Here is a 17,707-nt window from a genome sequence, read left to right as displayed (position 1 = left end):
AATATTCTGACAGCACCGTTGTCCAGCGAGTGCTCAACATCTTCAACCCTGAAAAAGTGAAGATTGAAAGGGCCTCCCCCTGAACTGAGAGTCCTAGTGATGAGATCCCCAATTCTGGGTACTGTTGTCATTTGCTGGTCTTCTTTATTGCCGTTCTGGTCAATGATTCGGATCTCGATCATGCGGGCCAGTGTACTTGGTTTCAAAGGCTCAAGCCTTCTCTGAACTGAGCTTGCTCATTTCGGCGAGTGGAAGTTTGAGTGAATGCCACAGCGGCGGGTTTGCTGATGTCCCTGCTGAGCCGCTGACCGAGAGAAGCTCCATCGTTGGTGAAGATCTGCGCTTCCTCTGCCGCCCGCGAGACAGCCACGTAGGCGAACCGTGTGTTGATCAGATTCCGGTTGGCTTGGGTGTCCATGTTCACTAAGACTCGCTTGGCTGTCACGCCTTGGCTGCTGTGGCTCGTCACGGCGTAGCCATGGTCGAAGTGGCGCATGGTCTTTGCGTCGAAGGTCACTGCGCGCCGTTCTTGGCCTGCAGGCGCGTCCAGTGCTGCAACGACTCGGTCACCGTCGATACGCTGGATTGTCGCCATGTCGCCATTTGCCAGTCCCATAGCTTGGTTCGGAGCTGTGAACCGGATCCGATCGCCGCTCGCGAAGCTGCGGCTGATCCCCTGATAGGCGGCGATGCCTTTGACGCGGCGCGGATCGTAGTTGAGCAGACGGCCATCTTCGGTCCTGACACTGATCCGGTTCTTCGCCCGATCGACCGCCTCAATGCTCGTATAGCCGCCACGCTCAATGCCCAATTTCTTGCTTCCTTTGGCGTAGCGCAGCACGTCGCCCGGTCGATACTGCGAAGCCCAGCTACGATCGGCGCCGGTCATGTCGTTGCGCGGGATGAGCGTCGGTAGCTGTGTGTCTTCCCTGCTGAGCAGCCCGCGCTGCTGCATCTCCTCGCGCACCGCTGCATTGATGGCGCGGCGGCTGGCGTTGTCCGGGGACACGATGATCGTCGACTCCGGCTGGGTCGCGTAGGCTTTTGCGATCGCCTGGATACGCTCGTCGCGGTCCTCAACCTGTGCGATGCGGCCCTGTTCAGCGAGCATGCTGATGCCCTTGCGGGTTTCATTCTGCGACAGCTTCTCGACCGCCGCCAGCAGCTTGGGGTTTCTTCGCTGTCGAACAATGGTGTCCAGCCGGGACGTACGCATGCCGGCGTCCTGCATCTGCTCGAAGGGTTTGCCCGCGTCTACTCCCTGATGCTGACGGGTATCGCCGATCAGCAGTACCCGGTCCTGCGGGCCGATCTTCGCCAGGAAGTCCTGCATCTGCCGGGTGCTTGCGAGGCTCGACTCATCCAGCATGTAGTACCGGCGCGCGTCCGGATCCTGCGTCTGACGCTTGTCTCCGCCGCGTGTCAGGAATCGCTGCAGCGTCGTCGCAGAGATGCCCGCGGCGCGGAGCTCGCCCGCAGCTTTGGACGTTGGGGCGAAGCCCTCAACTGAGTAGCCCTGCCGCTCGGCCGCCTCACGGATCGTGCGCAGCGTGGTGGTTTTACCGGTTCCTGCGAGCCCCTGCAACCCATGCACACGATCGGGAGAGGTAAGCACCTCCTGTACTGCCTGCCGTTGTTCCTGATTGAGCTGCGCATTGCTGGCGACGTGTGCGGCTGCGGCCTCTGGCCTGAGGACTGGATCAAATTGTGGGCCTTGCGTGACATGGGCGACCGATGCCTGCTCAAGCGCGATCGTCTGCGGCGTGGTCAGTTTGCGACCGGATTCATGCTTTCTGGCTTGCACCTCGCGGAACTCGCCGGCTGCGGTGCGCTGTTCGAACGCTGGCCGCACTTCCCGGTAGCGCAGATGTCCCATACCGTGCCGCAACGCGTCGCGTAGCAGGTCTCGCTCGTCGGCGACAGCTTCTCGCTCAAAACTGCGGTCCCGCGCGTAGCTGATAGCCTCGTGCGCGCGTTTAGGCGCTTGGCGTGCCTCTGCTGCATCCTGCCGGAGCGAGCCGCGCGTCTGGGCGGCTGCTGTAGCCTTGTCGGCCTCATTCCCGTGCTGCGCTGCAATCTTTGCGTGCGCTGCCAATACCTCGGCGGGCTCAAGCTCGATCTTGCCTTGCCGCGTTGTGTACGCGGCGATCTGCGCAGCCGCCGGGCCTTCCAGCTCATGTTCCTGCATGTACTCCTTGATCTTCTGGCTGCGTGGGCTCGAAGCCTCGATGTACGCGCGGCTGATGCCGGCAATCTCGGGCGCACCGCTTTGCCCCGGTTCTATCTCATAGCCCAGTTCGCGCAGACGGTAGGTCAGTTCCGACTGATAGACCGCGGTTGCAAAGCCCTGGGTGTCGTGCAGTCCCTGCGACTCAACCGCGCGCATGGTTCCGTCGTCCCGCCTGGTCATATTGAAGATCACGGCATGCGTGTGGAGCTGCGGCGCTGCGTAGCCGTCGACCGGGCGCGCGGTGTCGTGCTCGAACTTCGCTGCCACGAACTTGCCTGTCTGTTCTGCCTGCCGGCTGCCGCCCAGGCGCGCATAGGTGTACTGCTCAAGCTGAGCGAGCGCCGACGAGACGGCCTCGCGGTGCGCTAGGCGTACGCGATCATCACCTCCCACGAGCGCTACGAGAGACACCGACTTGGGCGCTGAGAACGTCGCATCCCAACCGGCGCGGTGCTGCATGGGCGTGACGGTCTTCCCTGCCTGCGTCGTGTACGCCGCAGACGTCTTGTGCCGGATGAGTTGCTCGCCTGTCTGTGGGTGCTGGCCTTCCGTGAGGCGCGCAAAGTGCTCAGCTGAGACGGAACCTTCGAGCCCCATCTCTGCGGCAAGAGCGCCTTGCCAGCCCTGATACGCTGGGGCGCCCTTTGCCCAGTAGTTCGCCTCCGCCGAAGCAAACTCCTTCTGATGGTAGGTCTGCGCCTGCCCTGCTTCGAGCGCTTTGGAGATGTTCAGCATGAGGAGCTCACAGGCGCAGCCCCGCTTCCTCGTCAACCTGTTGGCGGTGGTCCACCCTGGCGCCGCGGGCATGCTCAAGCGCCAGTTCTTTCGCGATCGGCTCGCGCTTCTGGTTGTAGAACTGTCCGGCGTCGTCGATGTGCAGATGACGTCCGGTGTCATAGTGGCGGTAGCTCTGGATGTTGCCGCTCTCCTGCACCCACGTGTAGGCGTGCTGCTCTGTTCTCTCCACTACCGCGGTAAGCGCTGCGTACCGCTCGCGTCGTGCGTCGATCTGATTGGCTGGCATGTTGCTCCCCTTCAGAGTGTTGGTTTAGAGCCCTGCGGATCCCACGAGCTCGTCGCTGTTTTCCTCTGGATCGAGAGGTAGCGGGGCGGGCGAAACGGGCAGCGGTTCTGCCGGCGTGCGCACCGCATTCCTGATGGCCGGGTGGACCTCCTCTGCCGCACCCGGATGTTCTAACCAGAGCGTCTCCTGCCCCTTCTCTCGAGGCTCGAATGCCTTCGCAATCACCGGCATAGAAACGTGCGGGAAGCGGAAACGGGAGACGTGGTTCCCTGTCTTCACGAATGCGTGCAAGTCGGCCAGGCCTTTGATCTCAGAAGGCAGCACAAGCGGTTCTACCTGGCGGTCCATCGTGAAGCTCTTGCCCTGCCGTTTCCCGCTTGAGACTGTCTCGCGTACCCGCTCGATCTCGCGTTCCCCAATCAACTCGCTCGCCCACTTCGCCGCCTTCGGCTCATCGGTGCGCAGGATGAACTTAGTCGCTGGCTGGGATAGCATGACTTCGGCAAGTTGCCCGTACGTGTCCTCGATCTGGGCCTTGCCCTGAAAGCCGAAGATGATCGGGTTGTTGCCCTTACGACCCTTGGTCAGCGCCTCGTGGAACTGCGGCAAGCGCTGCAGACTCGCCACCTCATCGAGGACAAACCACGCACGCTTCTGGCCTTCCTCGGGCCTGTCCAGCAGCCTCAGGATCAAGAGATCGATCCAGAGCGAATGCAGGGGCCGCAGCGACTCTTTCTCGCTTTCCTTGCCGGTGAGGAAGATCCAGCCCTGGCGCTTCTCGGCCCACTGCGCCGCGCTCCACTCGCGCTCGGCAGCCTCTCGGGTCGGAAGCATCATCAGCCCATCAGCAACGAGCCCGAGGGATGCGAGCACGCCGCTGCGCTGCTGCTGCGCACTCTTGGCGATCATCGCCTTCATGGGCGTTCCTTCGACGCGCTGGTCGATCTCGTCCGGGTTCGCCATCCACTCCGCAAGGTCGCGCGGCGTGGGCCGATACAGCAGCAAGCGCGCGAAGATCTTCTGCGGGGTCTCGGTGAAGAACTCGCCCTTTTGCTTGTTGGTCGGCTGGTACAGCGACTTGGCGATCGTGGTCGCCTCTGCGGGGTTCCGCATCTCGCTCGAGGGCGTCCAGTACGGGCACCGAGCGTCCAGAGGGTTGAGCACCACATCGCCGCGGTTCGCGTCGTAAAAGCGCTCCGTGAACTCGCCGGCCGGGTCGTAAACGATGGCCGAGTCCCCGCGGTCGCGGATCTGGCACAGCATCTGGAACAGCAGCGTGGTCTTCCCTGCTCCGGTGTCGCCCATCACCTGAATGTGTTTGGCTTCGGCCTCAGCCGGGATGCGCAGGATCTCATTCTGCTCGAGCGTCCGGATGCCGAGGCCGCTCCCCTTCAACTCATCGTTGAACTGCTTGGGTGTGAGCATCACCGGGCCCTTGAGCAGACGCCCGTACTTCATCTGCCGGAAGCGCCGCACGTCAGCCGGCATGGAAAGTGCAAGCGCCCCGATCAGGACCACGCCGCCTTCGATCAGGCTGAGAGCATAAGCGCTCAACATGGTGTCGCCGTGGAAAACGGCAGCACGGAACCAAGCTGCCAGTCTTGCGTCCTGATACTGCGCCGGTGCGGCAAGTGTCAGACCCGAGTACCCGGCAGCCCTGGCCGAGTCCGATGGTCCGAACCCAAAACCCCAAGGTCCTTGGCCCAGGTCTCCGTCCTCAACGATGTGCGCTGTGCGCTTCGGCCCGGTCATCATCAGCAGTCGGTATTTGCCGTGCTGGTTCGCCATCGCCCCGGCGCTTGCGCGCGCGTAGTCAGCCGCGTAGTACCGCTCCGCTGGTGTTTTGGAGTAGTAGTGCTGAACCACGAACACCAGGCAGCACACCAGGCTGAGGATCACGGCGCCGTAGCTGTAGATCGGCTGGTGCGGCGGCCAAACCACCGTCTCTTTGCGACCCCAGGTGCTCATGCCTTGACCCCGAGTGGGTCGTTGTAGAGCGGCAGCACGTTTGTGGCAGCCTCGAACTTTTCGGTGCGGATCCGCTGCACGATGGCGTTGTACTCGGCCGGGGTGAGCTGCTTGCCGGTGACGATTGGCTTGAGAACTTCGTTTAGTAAAAGCCGCGTTGCGATGACCTCGGTGAAGATCGCTCGCAGGCTCACCTTTTGCGTGGAGCCGGTGACCAATGTATCCCGCACCCACTCGCCGAAGATCTTTCCTTCGCGCTCAGCTGCCCTCACAAACTGGCTGTACTCATCCACCGAAACGCGTGCATTTACGAACTTGTTGCGGAGCCCGCGGTTGTTTGAAGGCCGCAAGCGTTGAGAGAGATTCAGTGCGCGCTCTGCCATGTTTTTCACCTCAGATTGATGTCTCACTTTCGTGTTACACGCCGTCCCACGAACGTGATACGTGATCCTGTAAACCGTTTGCCATCTATAGTTTGGGGGATTATGGAAGCTGCGCATTTCTGCATGTCCTGAAAGGGGTGGAGTGTCAATCAACCCCTCGTGCGCAGCACGATCTCCAATCTGCCACCCCACCATGTCTTTTTAGGCATCGTTCGTGGTCTTCGCGGGCACAGGTTTCTGCTTCAATTTGAGCGAAACCGGCGCGGACTTCTCACCCTGCTTCTGCAGGAAAGCGATGAAGTCTTTGTCCTTCCCATACAAGTATTCGAGCGCTTCTTCGATCACCTGGTCAGCGGGTGCGTGCGTCATTGCGGCGTAGTGGTCGAGCTTCGCAGCGGTCTCGCTGTCGATACTGATGGTGGCCTGAACCTTCGTGCTGGTCTTCAACTTCAGCAATGCCATGGTGTCTCCCTGTGGGTTGGTGATGAGCTGGTGAGTGGAGAGGCGTGTGTCTAGAACGGCTGCCAGTCGTCCTCGTCGTCGTCCTCGGGCTCAACGCCGTGCATGTTGTCCCAACACACGCCGCAGATGCCGCTGATGCCTACCTCGCGCTTTGCCGCCTCTGTTGCGCTACGCTCCAGTGCGGGCTTGCCGCAGTCGATGCAAAGCGTGTTGCTGTCTACAGGGCGCATACTTCCTCCTCGATCAGTGCTGGTGCGTTGACGTGGTAGAGCGTCTCAACAGCGAAGCTCTGGGTGGTCTGGTCGTAGCCTCGGACCTCGATCAGCTCGCGCACTTGGCGCTTACCGTTCGCAGCACGTTCGCAGTACAGAACGAAGTCCAGTGCCGCTGCTGTCTCGCTGCGGATGAAGCCGTGGTTGATGTTGGAGCGTGCACTCAGCGCGAGATTCGCCAATCGCCCGAGCGCATCGACGGCAGACGACGCATGGATCGTCGAGAGGGTGCCGCCGTGGCCTGTGTTCATCGCCTGCAGCAGGTCATAGCCGCAGTCGTCGCGGATCTCGCCCATCACAATGCGATCCGGTCGGTGACGCAACGCGGCAGCCAGCAGCTCGCTTGCGGTGACGCCTGCCTGCCCCTGGATGGCATCCACAACCTCCCACTGGACTGCGTTCGGATGTGCAAGTTTGAGCTCGGCCGGCTTCTCGATTAGGATCAGCCGCTCACTTATCGGCACGTGGTCGAGGAACGCCTTCATGGTGGTCGTCTTGCCTGACCCCGTTCCACCGCTGATGAGTCCGTTCTTGCGCTGGGCGATGAGCTGGACGACGTGATCGCGCACCAGGCGCGGCATGCTTCCGGATGCGACAAGCTCGTCAGACGAGAACCACCGGTTGAACTTCCGGATCGTCAAGGTGTGGCCGTTGATGGCTGCTGGTGGGCCCACTACAGCCACACGCGAGCCATCGGGCAGGCGCGTGTTGAGGATGGGGTTCTGCGCTGTGATGTCCTGTCCCAGCACGCGCGCGATCTTCTCGATCGCAACGCGAAGCTGCAGCTCGGACTGCGCCTGGGTGATCGGCACCCGGGTCATGACACCGCCGCGGTCTGCAAACACACCGGTGGTCCCGTTGATCATCAGGTCGCTGATCGTCGAGTCCAGGATGAGTGCCTGTACCTCTTCGGGGAAGTACGGCAGGATGCGCTCGAAGCTGCTCATCGTGCCACCGGCGCCGCTTCGACGCCTTCGCGATTCTGCACCAGCGCAGTGATGGTGAGGCCTAGTGGATTGATCGTCTCGAACTGTGGGAACAGCTTCGCCTGCTCGCTGACCTGCTTCGGATTGAGGTAGTATGTTACGTTCGCGTCCCAGTGCTCGGTGCGCGGTTGCTGAGACTGCCGGGCGCTGTAGACACGGTCCAGGTTGATTACTGCCGTGCCCTTGGCGATGTTCGCGCCGGCGACCTGCTCTGTCGCCATGCTGGTGATCGTGACGTTTCGCACCTCCACGTCGCTCTGTTCTTCCTGGCCTGTCAGCACCTGTGACACCAGGTGGTTGGCGTTGTCCTCGTTCATCAGCTGCGCGGAAAGCTGCTGCGAGAGGAAGTAGTAGTTGAGCGGGTACTTCTTGGCGATGGTCTCGCGGTTGATGGTGAATCGGTAGTTGGCCCAATCGGTCAGGTACGTGCGGATCTCGCCCTCGCGCGGCGAGTAGTTCAGATCGCTGTACTGGATCGCTTGGGCGCGCCCCATCTCGTCGATGCGGACGTAGCGGTTCACGCTCGGCCTGCTCGCCAAGGCTGCGATCGTGCCCATAGCTCCCAGCAGCAGCAGTGATAGTCCGCCGATGATGATCCGCGCCGTCTTGCGCTCGTTATAGTGGGCGGCATAGACCGCGTTCCCGATGTGATCCTGGACCGCGGCCTGCTTCGGGGTGAGGCGCTCCGATGTCGGCATCTGAAGGGTGCTCATGGATGTTCCTTTCCGTAGTGGCTGATTACATGACCTTGTTCATAAGGCTGCCGAGGCCGCTGGCGGAGCTTGCGCTGCCGCCAAAAATGTCTTGGGTGAGCTTCATAACGCCAGCGAGGCTGACGAAAAAAGCGACAAAGACAGCACCAACGCCGACCCAGTTCGCCTCCCACATCGCGATCGAATAGTTGCCGTTGAACACGCGCTGCATGAAGGCCATTAGGAAGCCCGACCAGATGAAGATGTACCCGCCTGCGACCGCGCGGATCATCCCGAAGCTCAGCAGCGTCTGCATGAAGGACAGAAACATTCCGCGCAGCGATGGCACCATCATCAAAGGAATGAAGAGCGGTCCAAACAGCGACGTCACGCCGTACATGATGAACGACGAGCAATTGAGATAGAACAGGATGCCGCTTGCCAGTGCCATCATCAGTTCCACGAGCCAGTAGCAGATATGCTCAGCAACCGCGAAGCCTGAAGGCATGGGAGTGTTCTGCGACGCGTCGTTGAGAAGTTGGGTCAACGTGTTGAGCGAGTTCTGATCGAATGCCGTAACGATGACCTGGGCCAGGTATGCGAACAGGTGCGCGAGCCCGAAAGAGGCACCCGGCATCGGGGTTGTCCAGTACGTTTCCATCAGCGAGCAGATCAGCAGCGTTCGGAAGAACCGCATCAGATCCCCGACGTGCAGCGGGTGATGATAGCCCCCAATGGCCATTCCCCGGAAGTTCCACTCCATAACCAAACCGACGAGCATCAAGAGCGCGATGAAGCTGAGTTCCGTCGTTCCCAGGCTCGTCAGCACGTCGGCGTGCTGCGTCGTCAGATCGGTCAGGTTGTTGGTGAACTGGTAGAGCCAGTTCACGGAGCCGTAGGTGGTGTCGGTTGTGAGGGTCTGCGCGAGAAGGGCCGGGTTCATCGTGTGCTCGATTCTTTAGGGAAGGTACGTCTGCCAGGTGTGCGATTCGTGGCCGGGTGCGCTGCCCTGCGCGTTGCGCTTTGCGACCGCCGCCTCGTAATCCTTGCGGGCTTTCTCCTGCGCGTCCGCTACTTGCTGGTCGTGCTTATAGACGGCAAGCTGAGCCGCCGCCTGCCGCTTTTGCAGCGCGAGGGCGTCGGCCTGGTTCTTGAGCATCACCCCGGCCGTGGCAGCGAGGCCCGCGAGGGCGGCAAGGATGGCGATGAGGATCTTCGTGTTTATGGCTGAGGTCATGGCGTCTGCGTCTCCTTTACGGCAGGTAGCTGTCCCAGGTGGTCGACTCACCGCCCGGGGCTGATGGATTGGCGGCCCGCTGGGCGGCCACAAAGGTTGTGTCATTCAGCTGCTGCGCCGCGGTGTTGCGCTGCTGCATGTTGGCGATGGTGAGCTGTGCGGCAACGCACGAGTGAATTACCCCTTGCGCCATCGCCTCGGTCGCTGCCTGCTGCATGGCGGCGTTCACAAGGTTGAGCTGCTGCACCTCGGAGTTCGTCGCGGCCGTCACATCAAGCTGGTTGAGCTGCAGCGACGCCTGCGCTGTCGTGTTCGTCGTCCGCTGTTGGTTGTACTGCCCGATGGCAGTCATGCAGGTAGGCGATACCGAATCGCTCACCTCGACCATCGCAAGCTGTGCCAAATCTGCGCTCGCGCCCGGCGTTTGCCCGGCCAGGTTCGTCGGCGTGTTGACGGCAACCGTTCCCATCTTCCACGCCGATTGCGAGGTGCCGATGTTGTTCGTATTTAGCGCCACGCCCCACCCGGAGGTCTCCCCGAACAGGCTGGCGACGTTCAGGTTCTCGAGCTGCATCTTCTCGGTCTGCCAGAGCGACTTCGCGGAGAAGTGGGTGAGGTTGTTCTTTACCGTCGTGTACTGCTGCTGCAACGTGGTCAGCTGCGAGACGAGGCTCGCATAGCTGGTCGGATCAAACACAATGTCGCCTATGCCGAACAGCCCGAAGGTTGGCAGGGAGGCGCAAGCGAACAGCGCGCCCCCGAGGAGGATGTTGCGCTTCATCTTGGGTGAAAGCTTCATGCAGGGCTCCTTACAACGTGGGGTCTACGTGGTGGCTGGCGTAGGACGGGATGAGCAGATCGCGGCCAATGTAGACGCGAGCGCGGCTGCCCTCCTTGAGCGTGATCACCGGCAAGCGGTTGAGGAAGTGGTTCAGCACCTGCTCGCCTTCCTCTGCCGACTGCTCGGAGATGCCGTTGCGGATCTCGGACGATGGGGTGAGAATGCTGCCGCTGTTGCCGATCTGCGCGAGACCGCCCAGGCCGCCGATTGCCGCCGCAGCGCCGAACGCCTGCAGGTAGCCGTGGTCGACGTGACCCGACAGCCCGCTGGTGCCGAGCGGATCCAGGCTGGCGAACTTGTCGAGCGTCACGGTGAAACCGTCCGGGCAGATGGCCCGGTGGAAGACGACTGCGAGCCGTGCCTGCTGCGTGCTGCTCACCGGCTGCACCTCGCCGATCAGCCGCGTGCCCTGGGGCAAGAGAAGCTGCTGGTGGTCGTGCGAGTAGTAATCGGTGGTCAGCATCACGAGGATGGGCCCTGCCAGCGAACCGTTGATGTGGTTCGTGACCACTCCTTCGAAGACAGTCCCCTCGAAAACGCGGTACAGCTTGCCGTCGTACCCGTCGATTGGGTCAGAGACCGCTTTGGCTGGATCGTCGGCGGCCCTCTTCCCCGCCGCTAGTTCTGTGCCTGGCGCCTGCTGAATCACCGGCGCTGCTTCCGCTGGCGCGGGTCCTGCTGCCGCTTGAGCGGGGCGGGCGAAGTCGATTGCGACTGTGTCACTGTCGCGGGCGTCCTGTGCGGCCTTCTCACGGGCAAGCCGGCGTTGCTTGGCCTCGGCGGCTGCCTCAGACGCAGTCGAAGTTTTTGCTGGTGCATTCGCGCTGGTGCCATAGATCGCCTGTTTCTGCGCGGCGGTCATCGGGGCGGCCCCATCTGCCTCAGGGCCGGGAATGTCGCTCTGTGGGCCTCCCATCGCATTCTGTGCCGCGGCTTGTTGCATGCGGAGCATGGCGTCACGCTTCGCCTCCAGATTCTGCTGGGTCTCGAAGCTCGAAACCTGCTGGGGGCTGACGCTCGCCGGCCGCTGTGTGAGTGCGCTTTGCGCCTGCTTCTTGCTGGAGGTCGCGCGAACGGCATTTGCAACCATGACGATAGCGATCAAAGCGATCAACACCCACAATGCGGGCTTGAGGCGCTGTACGGGGGCTGTTGGAGTGGGCTGTGCCGGAACGGTGGCGTGCTGCTCGATGGGCTCTGGCATGTCAGCTCCCTTCCCCGGTGCGCTTGAACTCCACTTTGGTTTTGCCGATCGTCAGGTAGCCGTCTTCCAGCTGCTTAGGCACCGTGTAGAGGCCATCGGCGAAGTCGAAGTTGACCAGGCTTCCCTTCTTGTCCTTCAGCTCGTAGAGCGCCGGCGTCTCCTGGAACTTGCCGCGAATGTAGGTGAACTTGTCGTCGCGCCAGATCTGCTGGATTCCGAGCTCGCGCCCCTTCTCGTGGTTCCACTCGTAATCGAAGTGCACTTTGGCTGGGTACGCTGCGCGATCGGCCTCAACCTTCGCCTGTTCATCCTTGCGCGTCTTCTCAGCAGCAGCCTGCGCCGCGGCGGCATCTGCCCGGGCCTTCTCGACTTCCGCAGCTGGCAGGAAGACCGGCAGTTGCGAGATCTTGTCCTGTGCGCCCTTGTCGCCGGCCGAGAGGATCACGTTCGAATCGAAGTGGCTGTCGCCATCCGTCGAGACCTCGCGGAGCTCGAGCGTGTACTCGTTGCCGTGGTCCGAGATGATGTGTACGTCTGTCGCGGCGTTCGGCACTTTGGGCTTGACCGAGATGTACCGGCTGGCGACGTGTCCTCCATCGACTACCCAGCCTTCGGTGTCACCGACGAAGACGGTTGCTACCTTCTCCTCAGCCGGAAGCGCAATCAGCGTCGACTGCAATACCCCGGTGCGAATGACCGGAGGGGCGGCGGCCTGCATGAACACCACCGTGCGCGGCGGACTCGGCTGAAAGCGGTGGATTTCTGCGTCGGCGAAGAGGCCGGGCGTCAGGAGCAGTGCTGCGATTGCGAGTACCTTCATGCTGTTTCTCCTGCTGCGAAGCGGTCGAGTCCCGCTTCCAGCCCGTAGCGTGCAACCAGCGCGGCACGGCGCCGGCGGTCCTGCGGCTTGGTTGAGAACGCCGCATAACTGCGCGGGTCCAGGTTGAACGTGACCACCTTGGTGAGCCCATCGCGGCGCATGTACAGCGCCTCACGCGTGCGCAGGCTCTCGAACAGCGCAAGCTGCTGCTCAGTCATCTGGAAGAGCTTTCCGTAGTAATCCCGGCTGAACGTGCGGTCGGGAAGGAACAGGAAGGAGCTGCACGAATTCACGATGCTCTCGGCGTTCTCGCCCAGGTCGTTCGCGCTCTGGCCGATCAGCGTCACGCCACCCAAGTTCTTGCGGGACGTCTTGATGTTGGCGAGCGCGCCCTCAAGAAGCTGCTTGTTCTTCATGTTCGAGAAGAGCTCCTCAATCACCACGTGCTTGGGAACGTCGAGGTTCGCCGGGTCGTAGACCACGGCATCGATGCGCCGCAGTAGCCACACCATCAGCGGCTCGATCAGCTCGCCGTACTGCTTCGAGATCCCGGCGAAGTCGAAGCACTGCAGCCGGTTCAGCTCGAGCGAGTCCTCGACGTTGTCGAAGATCTCGCCGTAGACGCCGCCGTGTTTCCACTTCTCGAGGTAGCGATCGAGATGGCGCGGCAGGAATAGCTCCGCAAGACGGTGCAGGTGCTTCGGCATTTCGTACACATTGCGCACGGACTGGAAGATCGCGTCATCATCCTCTGGGCCGATAGCCGCGCCGCCTGAGCGCAGCAGCAGCTTGACGAACTCGTGCAGGAACTTCAGGTTGCCCTCGCTCGGCATCAGGGAAAACGGATTGATCCGCGGGCCGTCCAGCCCGATGCGCACCACCTTGCCGCCGTAGAGCTCGACCAAGCTCTCGTAGCTGTTGCCGATGTCGAAGATGAACGTAAAGCCGCCGTACTTCTGATCGAGAGCAATCGTTTGGTTGGCTAGCATGCTCTTTCCTGTACCCGGAGGCCCGATGATGAGCTGCACGCGAACTCCATCGACGTAGGCATCCTGAAAGAACGGCGTCTTGGTCCGCGTCTCGAAGATGTTCAGGTACTCGGCCTGCAGATCCGCGGAGTGAACGTGCCCAAGGCTTGGCGCGAAGATCAGCGACATGCGCGCGTGGTGGTTCTCAGCGAGCCACACCGGCCAAACGTTGAACATGCCGTTGCCAGGAAACATCGCGTAGAAGGCTGACAGATTGCCTATCGTTTCCTCAATCACCGGCGCCTGCACCTGGACAAATGCCTTGTGGACTGAGGGGGATACTGCAGCGATCTCTTCAGCACTGCGAGCGGCGATCAGCAGGCGCAGCGAGTATTCGCCCCAGGTGTGTTGGTCGATGTCCGCGAGCACGCCGCCGAGCGAATCGACCTTGAGCGTCGAAGCCTTGGCAGCAGCTCCTGTTTCCAGCTTCGCCGCGTCCCGGCCTGCGGACACTCGCTGGAGGATGCCGGCCTTAAAGAAGTCGACGAACTTCTCCTGTGCTGTGGCTTCCTTGCGCACCTCTGCCGCTGACTTGGGTCGCCAGGTGCTGCACAGCACCGCATCGCAGTCGAGCGCAAGCAGTTCCGAGAAGAGCGCGGGACGTGACGCTGCTGGTGGACCGATCAGCGAGTAAACCTGCACGTGGCGGCGGCCGACGCGCAGGTGATCGGCATGCCAGGACACCGGGCTGTGCACGATCTGCCGGTCGATGTCCTGCGCCGAGGTGCTACGGATGTCGCTTGCCCAGTCCTCGAGGTTGAACAGGTACGAGAAGAACTGCAGCGTTGCGTCTTGGTTCAGCGTCTGAAGGCCGAGCTCCGAGCCCAACGTGCCCACGAGGATGCTGACGGCCTTTTGCAACGTCACAAGCATGCGCGCTGTCTCCTGCGCGTTCTCCTTGGGCTTGCCGGGCAGCTTCGACTTCGCCGGTTCGATCGTCAGGCACCAATGCAGGTCCAACCGGCGGAATCCTGCGGAGCGGGCGAGAAACGACAGCCGGCTGTCGACAAAGGCTTCAGTGGCTGCGTGGGTGTACTTCCCTTTCCTGCGCGGCAGCGTGTAGCCGGTACGGATGCGGGCGTACTGGTAGAGGCATGCGCCTTCTGGCAGCCCGCGGAGCGCGCCCTCAAGGATCCGGACACGTGCGTCGATCTCCCGATCAGTGAGACCTTCCTCGTCAACGCCTGTGAAAGCCATCACGCAGCCGTACCCGCCAGCTTTCAGCGCGAAGATGGTGTCATCGACGAAACGGGCAATCGGAACAATGCCGGCCGCATCGCTGGCCTTTGCTGCCCACGGGTTTTGCTTATCGCTTGCGCGGGTCATAGTAGCTTCCCTGCCGAAACCCGAGGTTCCAGAGCTGAAACATCTTGGGGTGTTTGCGGCTGATGGCCCAGGCGATCCCGGCGAGTACGGGAACGAGCACAACAGCCAGAAGCTTGTACCCGGCGAGGAAAGCCACGACGCCGACGAAGATGATCACGATCCACGCCGACATCTCGAGGCCGAGCTTCTTCCGGGACGCGTTCAGCGCCCCATTGATCGGCAGAAGCTTCCCCCGCCCGGTAAGCGCCATCGCTACTGAACAGCCTGGCCGGTAGCCGAACCGATCCAACCAGCGCCCCAGCCGATGCAGGCGCCGCCGATCAGCACACCGAATAGCGCCGCAAATCCCTCGGTCATGTCGCGGGCCATGAACTTGAACACCGCAAAGACGAGGCACACGAGGCACATCAGCGAGCCGCCGAGCAGCGCAAAGTTCTTGATGGTGGTCATGAACGTGGTTGCGCCTGAGAAATCAATCGTTCCCTGTGCGTGGGCGGCAGTTGAAAACGCCATAACGCAAACGGCAGGTGCTACAGCACGTGCAAAAAGCCTAGCCTGTTGCTTGGTGAAGGTCCCTGATGTGATGGTCGCAATCTCGCATCGCATTTTCTTGTTCAACTTGCGCTCCTTTTGTTGTTGGTTCGAAGTAGATGAACGACGGTTAACGTCTTTAAAGATACAAGTTAAAGTGGCATTTAAATGTCACTTTAAGGGCCAACGGGGTGTAGATTGCACCAGTGATGCTGCTTCGCTGGCGATTGGTTTTGTATACCATTGGTGACATTTAGATGTCACGCGAAATGCATATTTCCACAAAAACAGTGACGAGGCTGAGAGCGGGCAACGGCTAGGGTGTCTTACTGAACTCGACGAACAGTGCCTTCAAGCAATCGAGGTGGTCTAGAGTTACTTCTTCTTTTTGAATGTTTTATCGGTTGTATAGAACCAGATGGCACTGTTCATCAGCACATTCATTGAACTATGCCGGCGCGCCGCAACTTCTCTTAACTTTTTGTGTAAAGCAGCAGGCAGCATTACCGAAGTCGCTGCCAGGTCCTGAATATCAGAACTAATTTCAAGAAGCGGCATCGTCGAAAGATCCACCGTACGCAGGATGAGTACGATGAGCTTCACCAACTCACCGCGCCGCGAAATTCGGTCACGGAGCTTCCGGTCTACGTCAGCCATAATCCGTGTTTTATAGCTAATCAACTTCTCTTCGTCTTGCATGGTTTTATGCAGTTCGCTCTCTTGACTTAAACATCCCTGCTCGGTTGCAGGAATGTTCATGAGGGTGCCTATGCGGTACCGACTCTCTTGGCTTCAAACCGTCTTAGTCAAAGTTTTGTACATCGAGTTATTACTTCGCTCGTAAAGTCGCAGAAGGCGTTTCATCATCAAGTAGTACGACATTGCAGCCTCTTGCACGTAATCCGAAACGCCGGCCCTGCCATATCCACAGATCTTTCGCAGCCCCAGAGCTACGACTGCTCGCTTCAGCGCAATGCCATCTCTGCGCATGCGTTCTGCCACAGCAATGCTCTCGTCGCTATCCCATTTGCAAGCATAGTAGGCCATCGCGATCAGCACATCTGCATTGTCTCGCATCCGAGCAAGCCCTTCGACGCCGCCTACGAGTTTCCAAATATCTTCATCGCTGCGTGTTATTTCGTCGCTGGAGAAGTGAAGATAATCGAGCGCGAGAACAGTGATGCCTTTGCGATCGACTGGTTTCAACTTGGCGGCAAGCTGGCTCCAGTTTTCCATCGGCAACTGCCGCACGGAACGTGCGCGTGTATTCCAAAGTCCGATGGCTATAAAGAACACGAAAGAAACGAGCAGTCCAACCATCAACGCGTGCGTCATTATGAATGCTTACCCGCCGATCTTAACGTTTCCATTTCGTACTGTACTTGCTGGTGCAAGGCTGCGAGGTAAGCCCGCATCTCGGGCGCTATCGGGGATCTGCGACGTTCTGGCAATGCAAAGTTGATCGTCCAGAAGATTAACGCCCCAAGAAACGTCACATTTCGAATTTCGTCGAACACACGCGTAGTACGGCTCCAGCCGGTTGCGAAGTGCGCGACATCGGCAGCAAGACCAACAAGAGCCCACACAGTGAAACCTCGACCGATGGCCATGACATCTAAATTCCACTGTAAACCAAGGCGGCTGGCCGACGCAGACATTGCCAGGAATACTTCACAAGTCAGCAGGGAGGTAAGCAGTGACGATCGTGCAGACCAAAGAGTCAGTCCGTGTCGATTTGGGGGAGTCATAGCTAGTGCAAGGACCGTGGCAAGAAGCAGACCCGTGAGGGACCACAGGAGAAAAGCCTTCCGAGCATCGTGGATCCAGGTACCGGTTGGCCGGAGAACATCACGCGCCAGGTCGTAGATGATCCCTAGCTGGAAGATGTAATCCAAAGGGGCGAAAGCCCAATACCAAATAAAGTAGGCATGTGAGCTAAAAGCTCTCGAGACCCAGAACAGGGTTAATGTTTCGATGATCTCGTAGGCCATATAGATCATGAAGAACGGGAAGGGCTTGGCTCGTTCCTTCTGCACCAGCAAAAGACACAAAAGAACGACATTGGCCCCGAATCCGCTAGCCCACAAGGCATTCTCGAAGGGCGTGATGTTCACGAGGCCGCCCTCATCTGATTTCCCAAATTGAGAGGACCAGTTGGATGATGGTAACGGTAGTGAATGGTACAACCTTGCTCTGTGGAGGCGGGTTCGTGCCCCCGGGCGCTGCCGGGAAAGCGGGGGTTGAGATCACAGCAACGGCAACTGAAAACGCTAAAGCACGAAGCAACTTCATCATGGTGGCAGTACTCCAGTCTGGGAGCGAAATGGCTCGGGCTGCACTTCTAGCCATCTGACTTTGAAAGTATGTATGGCGCAATAGTAACCGTCTCGTCAAACGGAAGATTGCTATTCTAAATCTTCTTCGAACCTTTACAACATCATGTACGTCCACCATCGGTAACGGTTCATCTCTGAACCTAAGGCTAAACGGATGGCGAACCTAATGGCGGGTGGGGGCGGGCGTCTAGGTCGGCAACACACAGAGGTGGCGAGAGGCCGCGGCGCAGGACATCCGGCCATCTCATTTTTACGTTACTGCAACCTCGCTGTTAGGCGCGAGCGGTGACCAGAAAAGACTGGCGCGTGACGCCGCATTTTGAGCAGGTTAACGAACAGATCTGAACGTAGCGCCGACCGAGGCGCA

At 60.3% G+C, this 17,707-nt stretch carries 19 protein-coding genes; all 19 read right to left on the bottom strand.

Features of this window, described 5'->3' with window-relative positions:
• Positions 1 to 202: 202 nt before the first annotated feature.
• Complete coding sequence (mobF, locus tag D1Y84_RS00140) at positions 203 to 2,965, bottom strand: MobF family relaxase (protein ID WP_124846718.1); 2,763 nt, start codon at positions 2,963 to 2,965, stop codon at positions 203 to 205.
• A gap of 7 nt (positions 2,966 to 2,972) precedes the next feature.
• Positions 2,973 to 3,254 (bottom strand): hypothetical protein, encoded by a 282-nt coding sequence (locus D1Y84_RS00135; protein WP_124846717.1) that lies wholly within the window; start codon positions 3,252 to 3,254, stop codon positions 2,973 to 2,975.
• 24 nt (positions 3,255 to 3,278) lie between these two features.
• Positions 3,279 to 5,222, bottom strand: a complete 1,944-nt coding sequence (locus D1Y84_RS00130; RefSeq protein ID WP_124846716.1) for a type IV secretion system DNA-binding domain-containing protein — start codon at positions 5,220 to 5,222, stop codon at positions 3,279 to 3,281.
• Complete coding sequence (locus D1Y84_RS00125) at positions 5,219 to 5,605, bottom strand: hypothetical protein (RefSeq protein ID WP_124846715.1); 387 nt, start codon at positions 5,603 to 5,605, stop codon at positions 5,219 to 5,221. The genes D1Y84_RS00130 and D1Y84_RS00125 overlap by 4 nt, the downstream gene beginning before the upstream one ends.
• Before the next feature lie 201 nt (positions 5,606 to 5,806).
• A complete protein-coding gene (locus tag D1Y84_RS00120) occupies positions 5,807 to 6,067 on the bottom strand; it encodes a ribbon-helix-helix domain-containing protein (protein ID WP_124846714.1) in 261 nt (86 codons plus the stop codon).
• A gap of 50 nt (positions 6,068 to 6,117) precedes the next feature.
• Positions 6,118 to 6,297 carry a hypothetical protein gene (locus D1Y84_RS00115; protein ID WP_124846713.1) on the bottom strand — a complete coding sequence of 60 codons (180 nt, stop codon included), beginning with the start codon at positions 6,295 to 6,297 and terminating at the stop codon, positions 6,118 to 6,120.
• Positions 6,285 to 7,286 (bottom strand): CpaF family protein, encoded by a 1,002-nt coding sequence (locus tag D1Y84_RS00110; protein WP_124846712.1) that lies wholly within the window; start codon positions 7,284 to 7,286, stop codon positions 6,285 to 6,287. The genes D1Y84_RS00115 and D1Y84_RS00110 overlap by 13 nt, the downstream gene beginning before the upstream one ends.
• The gene (locus tag D1Y84_RS00105) at positions 7,283 to 8,038 is read right to left on the bottom strand and encodes a VirB8/TrbF family protein (RefSeq protein WP_124846711.1); all 756 of its coding nucleotides are present in this window, start codon (positions 8,036 to 8,038) and stop codon (positions 7,283 to 7,285) included. The genes D1Y84_RS00110 and D1Y84_RS00105 overlap by 4 nt, the downstream gene beginning before the upstream one ends.
• Positions 8,039 to 8,063: 25 nt before the next feature.
• A complete protein-coding gene (locus D1Y84_RS00100; protein ID WP_124846710.1) occupies positions 8,064 to 8,960 on the bottom strand; it encodes a type IV secretion system protein in 897 nt (298 codons plus the stop codon).
• Between the two features lie 15 nt (positions 8,961 to 8,975).
• On the bottom strand, positions 8,976 to 9,254 hold the full coding sequence (locus D1Y84_RS00095) for a hypothetical protein (RefSeq protein ID WP_124846709.1): 279 nt from the start codon (positions 9,252 to 9,254) through the stop codon (positions 8,976 to 8,978).
• Positions 9,255 to 9,270: 16 nt separating this feature from the next.
• Positions 9,271 to 10,053: a hypothetical protein gene (locus D1Y84_RS00090; RefSeq protein ID WP_124846708.1), complete on the bottom strand. Its 783-nt coding sequence runs from the start codon at positions 10,051 to 10,053 to the stop codon at positions 9,271 to 9,273.
• A gap of 10 nt (positions 10,054 to 10,063) precedes the next feature.
• Positions 10,064 to 11,299, bottom strand: coding sequence for a TrbI/VirB10 family protein (locus tag D1Y84_RS00085; protein WP_124846707.1), 1,236 nt, complete (start codon positions 11,297 to 11,299; stop codon positions 10,064 to 10,066).
• A gap of 1 nt (position 11,300) precedes the next feature.
• Positions 11,301 to 12,119, bottom strand: a complete 819-nt coding sequence (locus D1Y84_RS00080; RefSeq protein WP_124846706.1) for a TrbG/VirB9 family P-type conjugative transfer protein — start codon at positions 12,117 to 12,119, stop codon at positions 11,301 to 11,303.
• Complete coding sequence (locus D1Y84_RS00075; protein WP_124846705.1) at positions 12,116 to 14,473, bottom strand: VirB4 family type IV secretion system protein; 2,358 nt, start codon at positions 14,471 to 14,473, stop codon at positions 12,116 to 12,118. Before D1Y84_RS00075 ends, D1Y84_RS00080 begins: the two co-directional genes overlap by 4 nt.
• Complete coding sequence (locus D1Y84_RS00070; protein WP_124846704.1) at positions 14,454 to 14,723, bottom strand: VirB3 family type IV secretion system protein; 270 nt, start codon at positions 14,721 to 14,723, stop codon at positions 14,454 to 14,456. Before D1Y84_RS00070 ends, D1Y84_RS00075 begins: the two co-directional genes overlap by 20 nt.
• 2 nt (positions 14,724 to 14,725) lie before the next feature.
• Positions 14,726 to 15,091: a hypothetical protein gene (locus D1Y84_RS00065; protein ID WP_233580871.1), complete on the bottom strand. Its 366-nt coding sequence runs from the start codon at positions 15,089 to 15,091 to the stop codon at positions 14,726 to 14,728.
• Positions 15,092 to 15,379: 288 nt separating this feature from the next.
• The gene (locus tag D1Y84_RS00060) at positions 15,380 to 15,763 is read right to left on the bottom strand and encodes a hypothetical protein (protein ID WP_124846703.1); all 384 of its coding nucleotides are present in this window, start codon (positions 15,761 to 15,763) and stop codon (positions 15,380 to 15,382) included.
• 33 nt (positions 15,764 to 15,796) lie between these two features.
• On the bottom strand, positions 15,797 to 16,339 hold the full coding sequence (locus D1Y84_RS00055) for a hypothetical protein (protein WP_124846702.1): 543 nt from the start codon (positions 16,337 to 16,339) through the stop codon (positions 15,797 to 15,799).
• Entirely contained in the window at positions 16,339 to 17,118 is a 780-nt protein-coding gene (locus D1Y84_RS00050; protein ID WP_124846701.1) for a hypothetical protein, read from the bottom strand. Before D1Y84_RS00050 ends, D1Y84_RS00055 begins: the two co-directional genes overlap by 1 nt.
• Positions 17,119 to 17,707 lie beyond the last annotated feature (589 nt).

This window comes from Acidipila sp. EB88 (genome assembly GCF_003858395.1).
Classification (GTDB): Bacteria; Acidobacteriota; Terriglobia; order Terriglobales; family Acidobacteriaceae; genus EB88.
This window is presented reverse-complemented; position numbering and strand designations above follow the sequence as displayed.